The organism is Sorangium sp. So ce385, assembly GCF_051474135.1.
Classification (GTDB): domain Bacteria; phylum Myxococcota_A; class Polyangia; order Polyangiales; family Polyangiaceae; genus Sorangium; species Sorangium cellulosum_D.
On record NZ_CP150337.1, the window covers coordinates 2941722 to 2960936 of the forward strand.

At 73.9% G+C, this 19215-nt stretch carries 12 protein-coding genes; 6 read left to right on the forward strand and 6 right to left on the reverse strand.

Annotated features, from left to right (window positions below):
* From WME83_RS11025 to WME83_RS11040, 4 genes are all read right to left on the reverse strand, one after another.
* A complete protein-coding gene (locus WME83_RS11025) occupies positions 1-3003 on the reverse strand; it encodes a CheR family methyltransferase (RefSeq protein WP_437319234.1) in 3003 nt (1000 codons plus the stop codon).
* A 147-nt stretch (positions 3004-3150) separates the two neighbouring features.
* Complete coding sequence (locus tag WME83_RS11030; RefSeq protein ID WP_437319235.1) at positions 3151-3813, reverse strand: hypothetical protein; 663 nt, start codon at positions 3811-3813, stop codon at positions 3151-3153.
* A gap of 185 nt (positions 3814-3998) precedes the next feature.
* Positions 3999-4382 (reverse strand): hypothetical protein, encoded by a 384-nt coding sequence (locus WME83_RS11035; RefSeq protein ID WP_129574189.1) that lies wholly within the window; start codon positions 4380-4382, stop codon positions 3999-4001.
* Between the two features lie 435 nt (positions 4383-4817).
* Positions 4818-5591: a TetR/AcrR family transcriptional regulator gene (locus WME83_RS11040; RefSeq protein ID WP_437319236.1), complete on the reverse strand. Its 774-nt coding sequence runs from the start codon at positions 5589-5591 to the stop codon at positions 4818-4820.
* Positions 5592-5726: 135 nt separating this feature from the next.
* Between WME83_RS11040 and WME83_RS11045 the strand changes: the two genes are divergently transcribed.
* Positions 5727-6413, forward strand: a complete 687-nt coding sequence (locus WME83_RS11045; protein ID WP_437319237.1) for a UdgX family uracil-DNA binding protein — start codon at positions 5727-5729, stop codon at positions 6411-6413.
* A 147-nt stretch (positions 6414-6560) separates the two neighbouring features.
* The gene (locus tag WME83_RS11050) at positions 6561-8414 is read left to right on the forward strand and encodes a potassium transporter Kup (protein ID WP_437321983.1); all 1854 of its coding nucleotides are present in this window, start codon (positions 6561-6563) and stop codon (positions 8412-8414) included.
* Between the two features lie 10 nt (positions 8415-8424).
* Here the strand turns inward: WME83_RS11050 and WME83_RS11055 are convergent, their stop codons facing one another.
* Positions 8425-9714: a citrate synthase family protein gene (locus tag WME83_RS11055; RefSeq protein WP_437319238.1), complete on the reverse strand. Its 1290-nt coding sequence runs from the start codon at positions 9712-9714 to the stop codon at positions 8425-8427.
* 333 nt (positions 9715-10047) lie between these two features.
* On the opposite strand from WME83_RS11055, the gene WME83_RS11060 reads away from it, so the two are divergent.
* From WME83_RS11060 to WME83_RS11075, 4 genes are all read left to right on the forward strand, one after another.
* Positions 10048-11214 carry a citrate synthase gene (locus WME83_RS11060; protein ID WP_437319239.1) on the forward strand — a complete coding sequence of 389 codons (1167 nt, stop codon included), beginning with the start codon at positions 10048-10050 and terminating at the stop codon, positions 11212-11214.
* 280 nt (positions 11215-11494) lie between these two features.
* The gene (locus WME83_RS11065) at positions 11495-12295 is read left to right on the forward strand and encodes a recombinase A (protein WP_437319240.1); all 801 of its coding nucleotides are present in this window, start codon (positions 11495-11497) and stop codon (positions 12293-12295) included.
* Between the two features lie 12 nt (positions 12296-12307).
* Positions 12308-14191 carry a DinB/UmuC family translesion DNA polymerase gene (locus WME83_RS11070; RefSeq protein ID WP_437319241.1) on the forward strand — a complete coding sequence of 628 codons (1884 nt, stop codon included), beginning with the start codon at positions 12308-12310 and terminating at the stop codon, positions 14189-14191.
* The gene (locus tag WME83_RS11075) at positions 14188-17496 is read left to right on the forward strand and encodes an error-prone DNA polymerase (RefSeq protein ID WP_437319242.1); all 3309 of its coding nucleotides are present in this window, start codon (positions 14188-14190) and stop codon (positions 17494-17496) included. The genes WME83_RS11070 and WME83_RS11075 overlap by 4 nt, the downstream gene beginning before the upstream one ends.
* A 52-nt stretch (positions 17497-17548) precedes the next feature.
* Here the strand turns inward: WME83_RS11075 and WME83_RS11080 are convergent, their stop codons facing one another.
* Positions 17549-19198 carry a hybrid sensor histidine kinase/response regulator gene (locus tag WME83_RS11080; protein ID WP_437319243.1) on the reverse strand — a complete coding sequence of 550 codons (1650 nt, stop codon included), beginning with the start codon at positions 19196-19198 and terminating at the stop codon, positions 17549-17551.
* Positions 19199-19215 lie beyond the last annotated feature (17 nt).

Below are 19215 nucleotides of genomic sequence, written 5' to 3' on the forward strand. Positions count from 1 at the left end.
TCAGTCGGAGCCGGCGCGGCGCGCAGGCCGTAGCCCCGCCTGCGGGGGCTCGTCCTTCTCGGGCCCCGTCCTGTCCTCGACGACGAGCAGCAGGGCCGGGAGCTCGCCCTCGTCGGCCTGGAGCCGGAAGGCGGAGAACGACAGCGTCCGGCGTCCGGCGTGCGCGAGCACGGCCTCGACGCGGAAGTCGACGAGGGCGGCGCTGCGGCGGAGCACGTCCCGGAGCCGCTGCTCCAGCTGCGGGGTGTTCCACCCGGCGTCGATGGCCGAGAGGGGCCGCCCCTCGATGTCCCCGAGCGAGACCATGAACAGCTCGCAGTAGCGCCGCGTGGCCGCGCGGATCCGGAGCTCGCCGTCGAGCAGGAGGAACGGGTGGCGCAGCACCTCGAAGACGGCGGAGATGCGGTCGCGCGCGCCCGCGAGCTCGCGCCCGTCGCGGTCCTCGACGCGCCGCTCGACGCCGCTCCTCGTGTCGAGCACCTCGGCGACGATCGGCGCGATGTCGGCCGCGCTCCTCGGCCTCACCTCGAGGATCGATCGGCCCACGTCGCTCGCGGCGAGGCCGAGCAGCTTGTCGGCCACGCCGGCGACGCGGCGGATCCGGAGGTCCGCGTCGAGCATCAGCACCGGGGTGCTCATGCTGCCGAGGAGGTTGCGCAGCTCGTCGTTGGCGAGCCCGAGCGCGACGTTGCTGCTGTGGAGCTCCTCGTTGATGGCCGTCAGCTCCTGGTTCGCGGACCGGAGCTCTTCGTGGGTTGACTCGAGCGCGTCCTTCATCCTGTGCAGCTCGTCGTTGCTCGCGAGGAGCTCCTCGTTCGCGCACAGGAGCTCCTCGTTCGTCGCCTCGAGCTCGTCGATGATCGACTGGAGGTGCTCCCTCGTGGTCACGAGCTCCCGGCGGAGCTGGGCGACCTCGAGGCCCTTCTGGGGGTCGCTCTGGGCCGGGTCGTCGCCTGGCCGGTCCAGCCTGGCACCGCCCGACTCGGAGAAGACGACGAGGAAGCAGCGCCCCTGCGGGAGCCGCACCTTGAGCGGCCACACCTCGATGTCGACGTAGCGGAGCTTGTCTCCCTGCCGGACCTTGATCTGCTCCTTGCGGGCCATCACCTCCGAGTTCATCGACGTGTCGATGGCGGCCCGGAGGCCGAGCAGGAGCCCTTCTCGGGCCATCTTGAAGAGGTGCAGGCTGGCGTCGCCGGGCGTCGGCTCGAGGTAGGGCCCTGTCTTGCCCCGGAACTGGACGATCTGCATCTCCTCGTCGACCACCACGCCCGCGGGGGCGTAGCGGGCCATCACGATGGCGTCGGCCTCCTTGCGCAGCGCGTCCATGAGGAGCCCCTCGGTGCTCCGCGGCTCGTCCTTGTCCAGCTTGTCCAGCGCGGGCGCAGGCGGGGCGGGGAGGGCGGGCGCGGCAAGGTCGTGCGCGCTGGCCGCCTCCGATGCGGCGCGCTTGCAGAAGATCCTGTGGGTCCTGTCCACCACCCCGAACAGGTCGGACATCGCGCTGACGCTCTCGGAGGAGCCGAGGAGCAAGAAGCCCGTGAGCTTGAGGGCCTGGTGGAAGGTGTGCAGCAGCCGGCGCTGCAGGCTCGGCTCCATATAGATCATCAGGTTGCGGCAGCTGACGAGATCGAGCTTCGCGAGGGGCGGATCGGCCGCGGCGTTGTGGCGCGAGAAGATGCACAGATCGCGGACCGACTTGTTGACCTGGAAGCCGCCGTGCACCCGGACGAAGAAGCGGCGCAGCCGGTCGGGCGAGACGTCGAACGAGATGCCGTCGACGTAGATCCCGGCCCGCGCCTGCTGGATGGCGGCCTCGCTCAGGTCGGTGCCGAAGATCTGGATGGCGTGATCGTTCGCGTCGTCCTCGAGGAACTCGAGCAGCGAGATCGCGAGAGAGTAGACCTCCTCGCCCGTCGAGCAGCCCGGCACCCAGATGCGAACCGGGGAGTCCTGCGGCCTGTTGTGCATGAGCACCGGGAACACGTGGGTCTTCAGCGCGGCGAAGGCGCCCGGATCGCGGAAGAACGTGGTCACCTTGATGAGGAGGTCCTGATAGAGGTGCTCGATCTCGTCCGGGTGCGCTCTCAGGTGATCGAGGTACTCCTGCAGGGACGCGAGCCGGTGGAGCGTCATTCGGCGCTGGATACGGCGCCTCAGCGTGCTCTTCTTGTAGTGGCTGAAGTCGACGCCCACCGCGGCGTGGAGCAGCCTGAAGAGCTTGCCGAGCTCCGGGTCGACCCCCAGGGCCGTGCCCTGCGCGGGCCACAGGGCGGGCGCGTGACCGGGGCGGCCCATCCTCGCGAGCTCCGCGGCGATCGCCTCGACGCCGCGGATGAAATCGACGCCTCCGGCCGCGATGGCGTTGCGCGGGAGCGCCGGCCGCTCGGCGGTGCGCGGATCCTCCGCGAAGGTGACCCCGCCCTCCGCCTTCACGTCCTTCAGCCCGAGGGCGCCGTCGCTCCCGGTGCCGGACAGCACGACGCCCGCCGCGCTCGACCCCAGCTCGCGCGCGAGCGAGCGCAGGAAGGCATCGGCAGGGCCCGGACCGGACTCGCCGCGCGGCGCGAGCTCGACGCGCGCGCCGTCCAGCGTCGCTCGCGTGTCCGGGGGCAGGACCTGGACGTGACCTGGCATGAGCCTCGCCCCGGATCGAAGCTCGGTCGTGGGGAGCGGGCTGCTCTGCGCCGCGAGCTCGAAGACCGGGATCTCCCCTGGCTCTGCGCTGTAGACCAGCACGAGGGAGAGGCTCGTGTCCCTGCTCGGCAGCCGCCGGAGCAGCTCCGCGATCGCGCCGCGCCCGCCGGCCGACGCGACGACGCAGACGACCGGAAACCGCTGCTCGTTGCCGAGGTGCGGCTCCGCCGCGGCGGCCTGCTCGCCGGCGTCCTCGGACGAGTCCGGCGCGCGCCGCTGCGCAGCCGCCCTGCCGGCGTGGGGCGCGGCGTCGCTGTGGCCCGGTGCCCTGAATTGCGTCCGGCGTGACTTCTTCGGTTCCGGCATGGTTGCTTGAACGGTTAAGCGCTCTCTCGGGCGTCCCCAGCCGCGGGGCACAGGCGAAGCCAATGTTGCGGCGATCGATCGGTCGATATGCCGGTCCTTGCCTTCGCGGAGCGCCCGACACGGTGTCTTACCGCCACCTCACCTCGATCAACGCGCCCCTTCAAGGCGCTTCAGGAGTTGCTCGAGCTGCTCGAGGACACGCGCCGACCGATCGGACGCGATGCGGGCGGAGTCGTTGAGCCTCATCAGCGTCATCTCATCCATCTTCCCGCCGGGCTCTAGCCTGCTCATGGCTTCCAGCGCGGCCTCGTGGCGCGCTCGGGCCGCCTGCGCTGCCGCCATCGCGCGGCGCAGGCGCGCGCGCGGGGGCTCCGCGCCCTCGACCGTGGGCGACCTCCTCTCCGGCGGCTCGCGCCGCGCCTTGTCCTCGGCCCGCGCCTCGCGCTCGGCGGGCGCCGGGGCCTCGTGCGCCTCGAGCAGCGCTGGCGCCTTGGCCCCCCGCGGCGCGGGAGCCGCCTGAGCCCCCGCGTCGCGCGCGCGATCCCCGCGCTGGTCGTCGGCCTCGACGTGGGTGCTGACGTCGATCTCCCGGTCCGCGCCGGGCCCTCGGGCGTCCTCCCACGCTCGCTCGTCGACGACCTGCTTCGTCGCGTCGTTGACGAGGAACACCTGATCCGCGTCGTGGAACCGCTCGGCCCGCAAGGCCTGTAGCGAGGTGCGCGCCGACTCGAGCGAGCGGATGTGCTTCATGAGCGCGAGCCGTCTGCCCCGGAACCGAACGTAGATGCTGTAGGTGGTCTGGAGCGCCATCTGCATCGCCTCGTGGGCCTGACCCCGTCATGCGGTGTTCATCGCTCTTCTTGGCAGCTGCTTCGAGGGATCGGCGCTCCTCGGCGCCGGCGCGAGCCGGCGAGATCCGAGCGTTGCCCGGTTCGCGCCGGTCCGTCGCCGTGAGCCCTCAGCGCGGGCTCTGGGCGCGCCCCCTGCTCTCCGCCTCACGCCTCGGGCACCGTCGTCAGCAGCACCAGCCGTCCGGCGCTCCGCTCGGCCGTCCTGCAGGCGGTGCGCACGAGGGGCCACTCTGCCTTCACGAGCTCCGCCATCAGCGATCTGTCCTGGGAGAGGGCTTTGCACAGGGACTCCTCGGCGTCTTCTCCGAAGGAGAGCACGCGTATCGCGATGGCGAGCGCGAGGTCCCTGGTCAGCTGGACGCGCAGGTCGACGTCCGGCGTGAACACGTGGAGCGCGTGCTCCGCGAGGGCAGCATCGAGCCTGTCTGCGATCGACCTCTCCGTGTCAGCGCGCCACTCCAACGAACGGCACGTCTGCCGGAGCAGCTCCTGGATCAACCGTCTCTCGCAGCCCGATCGTGTGCTCATACAGCCCCCCTCGACAGCCCCATTCCCCGCGGAGAGCGCCTGTTGTCGTCCAGCGCGCGCGATGGTCGCCATGGCGCGGTCGAACGATCAGGCAGCTCCCCAGGCTGCGCTCTTCCGGGTCGCCTGAGCGGTTCCCCTCCGGCGCCCCGATTCACCCCCTCACTGTCCCGAGGCCGAAGTCCCCGTTGACTGTTAGCTCTAGCTCAGCTGCAGCCCGACCGACCGCTAGGGCAATGAGGAATCACGGGTCAGGGATTCCCTGTACAATTTGCCCGGTGCGCACCGGGGATCCGCGTGCTCCGCTCAGGCGACGCCCTACAAGGCGCACCGTGCCGCGGCTGTCGGGCGGCTCGCCGCCGGAAGGCAGCGCGGATGCCACATGGGCGGTGCGCGCTTCATCCGCCCTGGACGTTCGTGCGCCGGGCGGCGAGCGTCTCAGGTCGCCTTGGCCTTGGAGCGCCGGCGCTCGCCGCCCGGCGCTGACGCGGGCGCCGCGCCGGCGGTCTGACGCGCGCTGCGCGGCGGCGCTTCGGCGCCAGCGGTCTGACGCGCGCTGCGCGGCGGCGCTTCCGTGACCGGCAGGTCAGCGAAGGCGCGCGCCTCCGGGGTGAGCAGGCCGTGCAGGAAGAGCTGGAGCACCTGACCACACCAGGCGGCGATGTCTGGCCGGGACGGCGCGTCGATGAGCTTGCGGACCAGGCGATCGAAGGCGCCGGAGATGAGCGCCGCGAGGACGCTGGGATCGAGATCGCGCCGGTAGAGGCCGATGTCGATCGCGTACCGGACGCGGGTCTCCACGAGGCGCGAGACGCGCTGGGCGAACTCGTCGATCAGGTAGGCGTAGGGGGCTCCGCCGCCGCCCGCGAGCATCATCTTGAGCAGCGCCCGGTTCTGCCAGCAGAACTCGAGCACCTCGACGTCGTGGGCGAGGAGCCGCTTGAAGTACGCGTCGACCGACCCCCGATCGACGCCCTCGACGGCGATGGGCGGCAGCTCCACGCACCCCGCGAGCCGCGCGATGAAGGTCTCGACGATCTGCTTGAAGCAGTCGTCCTTGCTCTGGAAGTGCAGGTAGAAGGCGCCCTTCGAGACGCCTGCCCGCTCGGTGATGTCCTCGACCCTCGCCGCGGCGAGGCCGCGCTCGGTGAACGCCGCCTCGGCGGCGCGGAGCAACTCGATCCTGGCGCGGCGATCGGCGAGGCGGGGCATTCTGACCGGTGGGTCAACTAGAGGGACTCGGGCACTATGGGAAGGCCGCCCGGGGCCGTCAAGCCGGCTCGGCCGTGCGCCGTCGCGACGCGCTGCGTTCGAGCGCGTCGCGACGGCGCGCGGGTGGCACGCGCGATGCTGCTCGGGGAAACCATGGCGACCGTGGCGAGACGAAATGCAGCAGGGCGCGACGCCGACGCCGGCGAGGCGACGGCGGCGGCCCTGGTCCCCAGCCATCCTTCCTTGCCGCGCCTGCGCGAGGCCGCGGCGGGCTGCCGGGCTTGCCCGCTGTGGGAGCGGGGGACGCAGACGGTGTTCGGCGAGGGCGCGGCGCGCTCGGACGTGCTCCTCGTCGGCGAGCAGCCGGGCGACAAGGAGGATCTTGCCGGCAAGCCGTTCGTGGGCCCGGCGGGGCAGCTGCTCGATCGGGCGCTCGAGGCGGCGGGGATCGACCGGCGGCGGACATACGTGACCAACGTGGTCAAGCACTTCAAGTGGGAGCCGCGCGGCAAGCGCCGCCTCCACAAGAAGCCCGACGCGCGCGAGATCCGCGCGTGCCTCCCGTGGCTCGCCGCGGAGATCGCGGCGGTGCAGCCGGGGATCGTGGTGTGCCTCGGCGCGACGGCGGCGCAGGCGCTGCTCGGCAGCTCGTTCCGGGTCACGCGCGATCGCGGCCGGCTCGTCGCCTCGCCGCTCGCGCCGCGCACGCTCGCGACCGTGCACCCTGCGTCGATCCTGCGCATGCCGGACGAGGCTTCCAGGCAAGCCGAGCTCTCCCGCTTCATCGACGATCTCGCCGCGGCGGCGCGCGCGCTCGGCTGAGGTGGCGCGCCGCGCCTCCTCGCGGTGAGCGTTCGCGATGGAGTAGGATTCGCCCCGATGACGACAAGCCCACAACCGGCCGAGGGCGCAGAGCGCCGCGCGGCGTCCGCGTCGGCCGAGCGCGCCCACGGCTCGAGCCCGAAGAAGATGTGGCCGCTGATGCTCGCGGCGCTCGGCGTCGTCTACGGCGACATCGGCACGAGCCCCCTCTACGCGATGAAGGAGTGCTTCAGCCCGAGCAGCCCGCACCACGTCGCTCCGACGCCGGACAACGTGCTCGGCGTGCTCTCGCTGATGTTCTGGTCGCTGATGATGGTGGTGACCGTCAAGTACCTGACGTTCATCACGCGGGCCGACAACGAGGGGGCGGGCGGCATCCTCGCGCTCCTCGCGCTCGTGCCGAGCAGCGACCGCAAGGGCGACGGCCGCGGCCTGCTCGTGCTCCTCGTCCTCTTCGGCGCCTCGCTCCTCTACGGCGACGGCGTGATCACGCCGGCGATCTCGGTGCTCTCGGCGGTCGAGGGCCTCGAGGTCGCGACGTCGACGCTGAAGCCCGCCGTCGTGCCGATCACCTGCGCCGTGCTGTTGGCCGTGTTCCTCGTGCAGAAGCGCGGCACGGCCGGCGTCGGGACGATCTTCGGGCCGGTGACGCTCGTGTGGTTCATGGCGCTCGCGCTGCTCGGGGCCAAGGAGATCCTCCACAGCCCCGGCGTGCTCCGGGCCGTCTCACCGACCTACGCGGTGAGCTTCTTCGCCGAGAACGAGGTGCACGGCTTCCTGATCCTCGGCGCCGTCGTCCTCTGCATCACGGGCGGCGAGGCGCTGTACGCCGACATGGGCCACTTCGGCCGCGGGCCCATCAAGTACACCTGGTACACGATCGTCTGGCCGGGGCTGCTCATCAACTACTTCGGTCAGGGCGCCAAGCTCCTCGAGGACCCCGCCGCCGCGGCGAACCCGTTCTACGCGCTGGTCCCGTCGTGGGCGCTCTACCCCACGGTGGCGATCGCGACCGCGGCGACGGTCGTGGCATCTCAGGCGCTCATCTCCGGGGCCTTCTCGCTGACGCAGCAGGCCGTGCAGCTCGGGTACTTCCCGCGCGTCACGGTGATCCACACCTCGAAGGACGAGGCGGGGCAGATCTACATCCCCGAGGTGAACAGCGGGCTCCTGATCTCGTGCATCGTGCTGGTGCTCACCTTCAAGAGCTCGAGCGCGCTCGCGGCCGCGTACGGCATCGCCGTGACGGGCACGATGGGGATCACCACGGTGGTCTACTACGTGGTCACGCGGAAGACGTGGGGCTGGCCGGTCTGGAAGTCGCTCCCGCTGGCCGGGCTCTTCCTCGTGATCGATCTCGCGTTCTTCGCGGCGAACAGCGCCAAGTTCTTCCACGGCGGCTGGGTGCCCATCGTGATGGGCGCGGCGATCTTCACCGTGATGACGACCTGGAAGACGGGGCGCAAGCTCCTCGCCGCGGCGATCAAATCGGCGATCTTGCCGCTCGACACGTTCCTCGAGGACGTGAAGCGCACGAAGCCGCACCGGGTGCGCGGGACGGCGGTCTTCATGGCGTCGAGCCCGGAGGGCACGCCGCCGATCCTGCTGCACCACGTGAAGCACAACCAGGTGCTGCACGAGCAGGTGGTGCTCCTCTCGATCCAGGTGCTGAACGTGCCGGAGGTGCCGGCGGAGCGGCGCACGACGGTGATCCCGCGGGGCGAGGGCATCTACCAGGTGACGGCGTGTTACGGCTTCATGCAGACGCCGAACGCCCCGTCGGTGCTGGAGGGGTGCAAGCGGCACGGGCTCCACATCGATCTCGGGCGGACGAGCTACTACCTCGGCCGGGAGACGCTGCTGACGACGGGGCGGTCGAAGATGTCCCGGTGGCGGAAGGGGCTGTTCGCGTTCATCTCGCGCAACGCGCGGCCGGCGACGGCGTACTTCGGCCTGCCGCCGAACCGCGTGGTCGAGCTCGGCATGCAGGTCGATTTCTAGAGCGCGGCCGTCACGGCCCCGTGTACCGGGCGCGGGGCCGCAGCATGTACCCGGCCTCCCGCTGCTCGAAGGCGTGGGCGATCCAGCCCGCGGCGCGGCCCACCGCGAAGAGCGCCGCCGCCGAGCCGGACGGCAGGCCGAGCGCGGCCGTGATCGCGACGAGGCCCATGTCGAGCGACGGCGGGTCGTGGCCGGCGTCGCGGAGCGCGTCGACGAGCGCGAGCACCGTGCGCAGCGCCGCGCTCTGCGGCGCGAGCGCCCGGGCCGTGTCGAGCAGCGCCTGAGCGCGGGGGTCGCCCTCCGGGTAGAGCCTGTGCCCGAAGCCGGGGATGGGCTCCCCGCGGCGCAGCCGCTCGTGGACCGCGGCGGCGGCGCGCTCGGGCCGGGCTGCCTCGGCGACCAGGGCCTCCACGCGATCGGTGGCGCCGCCGTGCCTCGGGCCGGAGAGCGCCGCGAGCCCTGCGCTGACGCAGGCGTAGAGATCGGCGCCGGTGGACGCCGCCACCCGGACCGCGAACGTCGAGGCGTTCAGCTCGTGATCGGCCGAGATCGAGAGCGCCCGGTTCACGGCGCGCTCGGCCTTCTTCGAGGGGCTCGCGCCGAGGGCGACGAGCAGGCGCCGCGCCGCCCCCTCGGCCTCGAGGGCCGCGGTCGCCCTGGCCGGGTCCCGCCCGAGGCCGACGAGCGCCGCGAGCGAGCGCACGAGCGCCCGCGCCCGCGCGCGCTCCGCGTCGCTCGTGGGGATGCGCCCGTCGCCCGAGGGCGCGCCCACGTGACGGGCCGGGTCGTGCGCGCCGAGCGCGGGCACCACGAGCGCGAGCGCGGCGAGCGGCGGCGTGCCCTCCGGGAGGAGCGCCGCGAGCTTCGCCGGGCGGACGCCCAGCCGGCCGGGTCGCGCCGCCGGCGCGCCTCCCGCCGGCAGCTCGCCGGTCCACAAGAGCTCCGCGACCGCCTCGAACGGCGCGTCCTCGAGCGCCAGCGCGACCGCCTCCTTGCCCCGGTAGACGGGCCCGCGCGGGCCGATCGCGGTGAGCGCCGACTCGAGCACCGGCTCGCCCCACCGGAGCGCCTCGGCCGCGACCGGCCCGTGGCCGGCCCGCGCGTCGTGCCGCGCCTTGAGCCGCTCGATGTCCGCCCGGAGGTACAGCCGCGCGCGCCCTCGGCCGCCGGGCACGCCCCGGAGCACGCCGCGGCTCGCGTACGCGTAGAGCGTCTCCCGCTTCACGCCGAGGAGCTCCGCCGCCTCGGCGCCGGTCACGTACGCCGAGGGCCGCTGCTCCGAGTCAGGTAGATCAACCATGATGGGCCATCAACGTCAGGTCCGAACCCTGTCCGCCGATCCAGGAGGCGCGGCCCGCGGATCGCCGGACGCATGCGTCCCTCCTAGCACCGGATTCCCCGGTCCTCGCCGGGATTCTTCGCCGAGGTACGGCCCGCGCGCCGCGCGTTTTGCCCACGCCTACCCCTCGGCGCGCGGCGTCCTCCGCGCGCCGCGCCCGGGCCGGGGCGCGGGCCGGGCGATCGCGCCCCGGCGGCGTCCTCGATGCGCTTCGATAGCGTGCATGGTTGATTGTACAATCAAGGTTGATCAACCTCATGCGATGCCCAACATGTCCCTGGCGGAGGTGATCGGATGAAGGACGTGGCGGCGCCGCTCGCGAGCGGCCTGGAGGGTGTGGTGGTGGCGGAGACGCGGCTCTCGGAGGTGGACGGCGAGCGGGGGAGGCTCACGCTCGCCGGCCACGACATCGAGGCGCTCGCCGGCGGCGGCGGGGTGACGTTCGAGGACGCGTGCGGGCTGCTCTGGGGCGGCGCGCTGCCCTCGGCGACGGAGCGGGAGTCGCTCCGGGGCGCGATCGCCGAGGGGCGGACGCGGGCGTTCGCGCTGCTCGGCCGGCTCGGGGACGCGCTCCACGCGGGCGACGGCATGGACGCGCTCCGCGCCGCGGTCGCGCACCTGCGCGGCGACGCGCCGCCCGCGGCGATCGCCGGGGCGGTCGCGACGTTCGCGGCGGCCTGGTCGCGGCGCCGCGCGGGCGAGGAGCCGGTCGCGCCCGATCCGGCGCTCCGGCTCTCGGCCGACTACCTGCGCATGGTGCGCGGCGCGGCGGCGAGCGAGGCCGAAGCGCGCGAGCTCGACACGTACCTCGTGACGGTCTCGGACCACGGCATGAACGCGTCCACCTTCACCGCGCGCGTGGTCACCTCGACGGGGTCGGACGCGATCTCGGCGGTGGTCGCGGCGATCGGCGCGCTGAAGGGGCCGCTCCACGGCGGCGCGCCGGGGCCGGTGCTCGACATGCTCGACGCCATCGGGGCCGCGGCGGGCGAGGGCGGCGCGCCGTCGCCTGGCAGCGCCGAGCGCTGGATCCAGGCGGAGCTCGCGGCGGGGCGGCGGATCATGGGCATGGGGCACCGGATCTACCGGGTGAGGGATCCGCGGGCGGCGGTGCTCGAGCGGGCGATCGAGCGGCTCGGTCGGACGGCGGGCGGGGCGCAGGGCGCCCGGCTCGCGCTGGCGCGCGCGGTCGAGCGGGCGGCGGAGGCGGCGCTCCGCGCGCGGCACCCGGAGCGCCCGTTGCGCGCGAACGTCGAGTTCTACACGGCGGTGCTGCTCGACGCGCTCGGGCTGCCGCGCGCGCTCTTCGCGCCGACCTTCGCGGTGGGCAGGGTCGCCGGCTGGTACGCGCACATCGACGAGCAACGGCGCGTCGGACGGCTCATCCGGCCGAGCTCGCGTTACGTTGGGGACGTTCCAAGGGCTGCCGCTGCCCCCGGAGCGGCAGCCCCGCCGCACTGACGCCGGAGCGGCAGGAGCCCTCGCCCGCGCGCCGGCGACAGGAGCGCCGCGACGTCCTGACCCGCCCTAGGTCGACAGGGCGCCGGAAGGACTTATTGAAGAACCCGGGACGGCATTCCCCTCATCCCCGCCGTCCTGTCATCCCTGCCGCCCAAAGATCACCGACGGCAGCCATCCCGCCGTCCTGCAACGGCGAAAGGGGAACGCGCCGGGCGCGGGTAGGACGTTGTTCGTCCTGCAAAGTTGGCAGCTTCGCGAGGGTACTGGTACCATGTTCAGTATGTCGCCCGTCGCTCTTGCCGCTCCTCTCGCCCGGGACCTGCTGCGCCACACCCTCCCCGAGTTCGAAGCGCGCGCCAAGACGCTCCCGCTCAGTATACAGGAAATTAACGACGCGCTCCCGGAAGGGGGTCTGCCGCGCGGGGGGGTAGTGGAGCTCGCCGCGCCGCGGGGGCTCGGGCGTTCCACCTCCATCGCCCTCTCCGCGTGCGCGTCGGCGCAGGCGGAGGCGCGGCTGCGCGGGACGAGCGCGACGGCGGGGGCGTGGTGCGCGTGGATCGACCCGAGCGGCTCGCTGTTCGCGCCGGCGGTCGCGCGCGCGGGGGTCGACCTGAGCCGGCTGCTCGTGGCGCGGCCCCCCGCGGAGATGCTCGCCAAGGTCGCGGTCCGGATGGCGATGAGCCGGGCGTTCGCGGTGCTCGTGATCGACGTGGCCGGGGTCCCGGGGGCCTTCGGTCAGGGGGCGGGGAAGGGGGAGCGGGGCGCGTCCGCGGCGGGGCGCCGCGAGGAGGACCTCGCGCGGTGGGTCAACGTGGTGCGCAAGCTCGCCCTGGCCACCGAGGGGAGCGACGGGACGATCCTGCTCCTCACCGACCGCCAGGCGGCGCGGCCGATGCCGTTGCCGGTCGCGATGCGGCTGGAGCTCGAGCAGGTCGCCGAGGGGCGGCTCATGGTGCGCGTGGCCAAGGATCGGCGCGGGCGCGTGACCTCGCCGACGCCGGTGGTGCTCGGGGAGCGGGCGCGGGAGAAGGCGGAGCGGGCGGCGGGAAGCGAGCCGCGGCCCGCGCTGTCGCGGGCGTGAGGAGGAGAGGCGATGGCGGCGAGGCGAATTGTGGCGATCGTGCTCCCGCAGCTCGCGTGCGAGCTGGTGAAGCAGCGTGGGCCGGTCTCACCGAGCGGGAAGGCGCCGCTCGCGGTGATCATCGGCGGCGAGGAGGAGCGCCGGGCCGCGCTCGCCGCGCGGTCCGAGCGCGAGGCGCCGGCGCCGGTGGCCGTGATCGACGTCGTCGACGACGAGGCGCGGCGGTACGGGGTCAGGCCGGGGCAGAAGGTCGTCGAGGCGGCGGCGCTGGTCGCGCACCTCGCGATCCACCGGGTGACGTTCGCCGAGATCGACGCGGCGCTCGGCCGGGTCGCCGAGGTGGCGCTCGGGCTCGGGGCGACGGCGGCGATCCAGCTCGGCGAGCAGGGCGCGCCGGCGCGCGCCGGCGCGCGCGCGGGGGCGCCGCGGGCGAGCCGCCCCGGCGAGCGCGCCGCGAGCGTGGCGAGGAGCCCCTGGGGCGACGGCCCGTACGACACGGTGTGGCTCGACATCACCGGGGCGTCGCACCTCGTCGGCGGCGAGGAGGCGCTGCTCGGCGATCTCGGCGAGCGCGTGGCGGCGCTCGGCCACCGGGCGCGGCTCGCGATCGCCGACGGGCCGCGGCTCGCGCAGGCGCTGGCGCGCTTCGGCGCGCACGCGGACGGCGCGCCGGGGGCAGACGCCCCGATCGCGCCGCCGGGCAAGGGGGCGCAGGCGATCGGGCCCCTGCCGGTGCAGGCGCTCCCGGTCGAGCGCGAGGTGGCGAGCTTCCTCGTCCGGCTCGGCGTGCTCCGCGTCGAGGACCTCGCGCGCCTGCCGCGGGCGCAGGTGGCGGCGCGGCTGGGCCCGCGGACGGTCGAGGTGATGGAGCTCCTCGCCGGGCGCGATCCCGTGCCGCTCCTGCCGTACGAGGTGCCCCGGCTGATCGAGGAGGAGGTGCTCTTCGACGATCCGGTCGAGAGCGCCGAGTCGCTCCTGTTCGTGCTGCGCGGCATGACGTCGCGCATCGCGTCCCGGCTCGCCGCGCGCGGCGAGGCGTGCGGGCGGCTCAACGTCGCGATCGCCTACGACCGCTCGATCGCGCGGCTCCGCCTCGGCGATCGCGATGACGACGTCGCCGCCGCGCTCCTGGAGGACGAGGAGCGCGGCCCCTCGCTGCGCTTCCACGTCGACATGCCGGTGCCCCTCTCGGACGCGGGCGATCTGCTCCGCCCGCTCAAGGCGAAGCTCGAGCGGATCGAGCTCGCGGCGCCCGCGGTGGGGGTCCACCTCATCGCCTCCCGCATCGCGCGCGCCCGCCGGGTGCAGCTCGATCTGTCGCGCGACCGCTCGGTCGATCCCGACAGCCTGCCGGCGCTCCTGGCCGAGCTCTCGGCGGAGATCGGCGCGGAGCGGGTGGGCGTCCTGGAGGTCGCCGACGCGCACCGCCCCGAGGCGCGGTCGCGGCTCGTGCCGGTCCCGGACGAGGCGGCCGCGGGGCGCACGTCCGCCGCGGCCCGCGCGCGCGCCGCGGCGGAGCAGGGGGCCGCGGGGGAGCGCGCGGAGGGGGCCGACGCGCCGGCGCCGGAGCCCGCGCGGCTCCTCGCGCAGCCGATCCCGCTCGGCCGCGTGGGGCGCGGGGCGATCGTGGCGGTCGACCGGCACCTCTACGCGATCGAGCGGCTCTCCTTCGTGATGCGGCTCGACGCGGTGGAGTGGTGGACGCCCACGCCCGCCTCGCGCGATTACGCGCGCGCCTGGCTGGTCTCGGGCGCTCCGTCCGGCAGGGCCGCCCCGGCGCGCCTCGGCGAGCTGCGCTCTCCCCGCGACGGCGCGAGCGCGAGCTCCTGCGGCGAGGCGTGGATCTATGTCGATCGCGCGACGGGCGAGGCCTTCCTGCAGGGGTGGTGCGAGTGAGCGCCGGCGCCTCGGTGCCGTTCGCGGAGCTCTGCGGCCGCTCCTGCTTCTCGTTCCTCGAGGGCGCCTCGCACCCCGAGGAGCTCGTGCACCGCGCCAAGGAGCTCGGCCTCGAGGGGCTCGCGCTCTGCGATCGCGACGGGATCTACGGCAGCGTCCGCGCGCACACGGCGGCGAAGAAGGTCGAGCAGCGGGTGATCGTCGGGGCCGAGCTGACGATCGGCGCGACGCGCGCGGCCGTCGAGCGCGCCGCGCCGCGCGCCGAGCGCGCGCCGGAGGTCCAGCCCTCGGTGGTCCTCCTGGTCGAGGACAGCGAGGGGTACGCGAACCTCTGCCGGCTGCTCACGCTCGCGCACGCCGATTGCGAGAAGGGGACGGCGAGCATCTCGGCGGAGGCGATCGCGGCGGCGCCGCGGGGACTCTCCGCGATCGTGCCGCTCGATCCGCTCGTGCCCGCCGCCGTCTCCGGCGCGCTCATCGGCGCGCTGCGCGACGCGTTCGGCGAGCGCGCGCTCGTCGCGACCTGGAAGCACCTCGACCGCCGCGACGGCGAGCGGGTCGCGGCGGCCCTCGCGGCGGAGCGGCGCTACGGCCCCTGCGTCGTCGCGACCGCGCGCCCGCTCTACCACCACCCGTCGCGCAAGCCGCTCGCCGACGTGCTCACGTGCATCCGGACCAAGGCCACGCTCGATCAGGCCGGGACGCGCATCGCGCCCAACGCGGAGGCGTACGTGCGGTCCGGCGCGCAGATGGCGGCGCTGTTCCGCGATCATCCGGCCTGGGTCGCGCGCACGGTGGAGGTCGCCTCCCGCTGCCACTTCTCGCTGGCCGAGCTCCGCTACAGCTTCCCGAGCGACGCCCTCTGCATGCCGGGGGAGACGTCGGATCAGGCGCTGCGGCGCCTGACCGAGGAGGGCTGCCGCGACCGTTACCCGGAGGGGACGCCGCCGCAGGTGCGCGCGCAGATCGAGAAGGAGCTCGCCCTGATCGCGAAGCTCGGCGTGGCGCCCTACTTCCTCAGCGTGCAGCAGGTCGTGAAGATCGCCCGCGCTCGCCAGATCCTCTGCCAGGGCCGCGGCAGCGCGGCGAACAGCGCGGTGTGCTTCGTGCTCGGCGTGACGGCGGTGGACCCGGCCCGGTCCAACCTGCTCTTCGAGCGCTTCCTGTCGGAGGAGCGCAACGAGCCGCCGGACATCGATGTCGATTTCGAGCACGAGCGCCGGGAGGAGGTGATCCAGGCGATCTACGAGATGTACGGCCGCGATCGGGCGGCGATGGTCTCGGAGGTGATCGCCTACCGCGGGAAGAGCGCGCTCCGCGAGGTAGGCAAGGCGTTCGGCTTCTCGGCGGATCAGGTCGACAGGCTGAGCGGCCTCGTGCTCCACCACGAGGCGGACATCACGGAGCAGCGGGTGAGCGAGGCGGGGCTCGATCCGGACGACGTGCGCGTCCGGCAGGCGGTCCTGATGGCGAGCGCGCTGGAGGGCTTCCCGCGCCACCTCTCGATCCACGTCGGCGGCTTCGTGCTCTCGTCGGAGCCGCTGCACAAGGTGGCCCCGGTCGAGCCAGCGCGGATGGAGGGCCGCACGGTGATCCCGTGGGACAAGGACGACCTCGACGATCTCGGCTTCTTCAAGATCGACGTCCTGGCCCTCGGCATGCTGACGGCGATCCGCAAGGCGCTCGCGTTGATCCACGCAGATCGGTACGCCGAGCTCACGGGCCGGCCGGGGGACGCGGCTGGTGACGCCGCGTCCGCGGATCCCTCGTTCCACGCGGCTGGTGACGCCGCGTCCGCGGGCCCTTCGGTCCACGCGCGCCGAGGCGCCGCGTTCGATCCGATCGCGGCGCTCGCGCAGATCCCGCCGGAAGACCCGGCCGTCTACGAGGCGATCGGCCGGGCCGACACGGTGGGGGTGTTCCAGATCGAGAGCCGCGCCCAGATGGCGATGCTCCCGCGGCTGAAGCCGAGCAAGTTCTACGACCTGGTGATCGAGGTGGCGATCGTGCGTCCCGGGCCCATCCAGGGCGGGATGGTGCACCCCTACCTGCGCAGACGGACGGGGCAGGAGCCGCCGGTGTCCCCGCACCCGTGCCTGGACCCCATCCTGGAGCGCACGCTCGGCGTGCCGCTCTTCCAGGAGCAGGTGATGCAGATCGCGATGGTCGGCGCGGGCTACACGCCGGGCGAGGCCGATCAGCTGCGCCGCGACATGGCGGCCTGGAAGAAGCACGGACGCCTGGAGCGGCACCGCGGGCGGCTCATCCAGGGCTTCGCCGAGCGGGGGATCTCGGCGAAATTCGGGGAGATGCTCTACCAGCAGATCCAGGGCTTCGGCGAGTACGGCTTCCCGGAGTCGCACGCGGCGAGCTTCGCGCTGCTCGTGTACGCGTCGGCCTGGCTCAAGGTCCACCACCCGGCGGCGTTCACCTGCGCGCTCCTCAACGCGCAGCCGATGGGGTTCTACAGCCCGTCGGCGCTGGTGCAGGACGCGCAGCGGCACGGCGTCGAGGTGCGCCCGGTGTGCGTGGTGCAGAGCGCGTGGGACGCGACCCTCGAGCCCGGCGAGGCGCCCTCGGGGGGCCCGGCGCTGCGGCTCGGCATGCGCCTCGTGAAGGGGCTCGGGGAGGCGGCGGTGGCGGCGATCGTGGCGGCGCGCGAGGAGGCGCCGTTCACGGGCCTCCCGGATCTCGTGAGGCGCACGGAGCTGAAGAAGAACGAGGTGGAAGCGCTCGCCGAAGCGGGCGCGCTCGCCGCGCTGGTCCCCGCCCGGAGAGAGGCGCTATGGCGGGCGCGGGCGCCCCGCGTGGAGGGGTTGTTCGACGGCGTGCCGATCGAGGACGACAGCGATGTCGGGCTACCCCCGCTCAGGCCGCTGGAGCAGCTCGCGCTGGATTACGGGCGCGTGGGCCTGTCGCTGCACGATCACCCGATGCGGCACCTGCGGCCGGCGCTCAAACGACGGCGCGGGGCCGGGCGCGTGCGGACCGCCGAGGAGATCAAGGCGGCGCGCAACGGGGAGAGCGTGCGGGTCGCCGGGATGGTGGTCGGCCGCCAGCGGCCCGCGACGGCGAGCGGCGTGACGTTCGTGACGCTCGAGGACGAGACCGGCGTGGTCAACGTCATCGTCCAGAAGCAGGTCTTCGAGGAGCACTACCAGGTGGCGCGGCACGCCGCGCTGTTGCTCGTCGCCGGGCGGGTCGAGCGCCAGGGCGAGGTGATCCACGTGCTCGCGCGCGAGCTGGAGCGGCTGGAGCTGCCGAACGACGAGGAGATCACGCTGAAATCGCGCGACTATCACTGAGGGCGCCGGAAGCGCGCGCCCCGGCGGCGCGCGAGGAGCAGCGCCGCGCGCCTCAGGGCGCGGCGACGACCTCGTCGACCAGCGAGAGCAGCGTCGCCGCGTCGAACGGCTTCAGGAGCAGCCGGGCGTTGACCTGCTGCAGGAACGCCTTGCTGCGCTCCGTGAAGGCGCCGCCGGTCAGGAACACGACCCGGCGCTGCTGCTCGGGCGCGTGCTCGGCGAGCGACGCGTAGAAGTCCATCCCCGTCATGTCGGGCATCATGAGATCGCACAGGATGGCGTCGTAGCGCTCCCCGGCGCGGATCCGGGTGAGCGCGTCGCGCGCGCTCGCGGTCGCGGTCGTCTCGTGCCGCGGCTCGAGCGTCCCCGCGATGGCGCGCGTGAGCAGCGGCTCGTCGTCGATGATGAGGACCCGCTGTCGCGGCATCGCCTGCGGCGCGGCCCCGTCGAGCCCGCCGCCATCGCGCCGCCCGCTCGACGCGCCGGAGCCGGTGGCCGCCGCGGCCCGCGCCTCGGCGGACGCGGCGGCGGGGAGGACGACGCGGAACGTGCTCCCTTGGCCGGGGCGGCTCTCCACCTCGATCCGACCCCCCAGCGCCGCGACGATCGCGTGGCAGATCGCGAGCCCGAGGCCGAGCCCTTCGCCCTCTTCCTTGCTCGTGTAGAACGGCTCGAAGATCCGCTCGAGCGACTCGGACGCGATCCCGGCGCCGGTGTCGCGCACCTCGACGACGACCCACCCCGCGGCGTCGCAGCGCGTCGAGAGCTCGATCACGTTCTGCTCGGCGAGCCCTTCCGGGATGGCCTGCGCGGCGTTCACGATGAGGTTCAGGAAGACCTGCGCGAGCCGCGGCTCGTTCGCCTCGACCGGCGGCACCTCCTGGAAGCTCCGGACGACGCGGGCGCGGTGCCGGATCTCGTTCATCGCCATGTGGACGCACGAGTCGAGCACCCGCCTGGGGTCGACCGACCCGCGGCGATCCTCTTCGGCGCGCGAGAAGCTGTGGAGATCGCGCACGATGAGCCGCACCCGCTCCGCGCCCTCGCGGGCGTCCTCGAGGAGGCTCAGCACCTCGGAGAGCTCGCTCGACGGCCCGCGGCCGTCGGCGTGGGAGCGAGCCCACGGGCCGCTGCGCGGCGCGCTGTTCCGCCGCTCCATCGCGCCGATGCGCCGGATGGCCGCGTCGACGTTCGTGATGACGAAGGCGAGGGGGTTGTTGATCTCGTGGGCGACCCCGGCGGCGAGCGTGCCGACGCTCGCCATCCGACCGGCGAGGACGAGGCGGGCCTGCGTCTGCGCGAGCGCCTGGCGCGAGGCGGCGTCGCGCGCGGCGCGCTCGCGGGCGACGGCGAGCCGCGCCCGGGCGCCCGCGCCTTCGTCGCCCACGAGCAGGAAATCGCTCGCGCCCGCCGCGAGGAGCCCGTCGAGGTCCGCGTCGCGCTCGGCGAGCGCGAGGAGGAACACCGCGTCGCCGCCGGGCTGCGCCCGCACGCGGCCGCAGAACGCCGCGGCGCCGGCCGGGTCGCTGGCGTCGACCGCGAGCACCAGCGGCGGCTCGCGCAGGCACCGCGAGAGCGCGCGCTCGGGATCGGAGACGACGCAGACGTCCGGCACGTGGCGTCGGATCAGCGCCTCGAATCGCTCGCTCGCCGCGGCGCGCCCGCGGAGGAGCAGGAAGGCGCCCGACTCAGCGCTGCCCATCGACGTCCTCTCCGTGT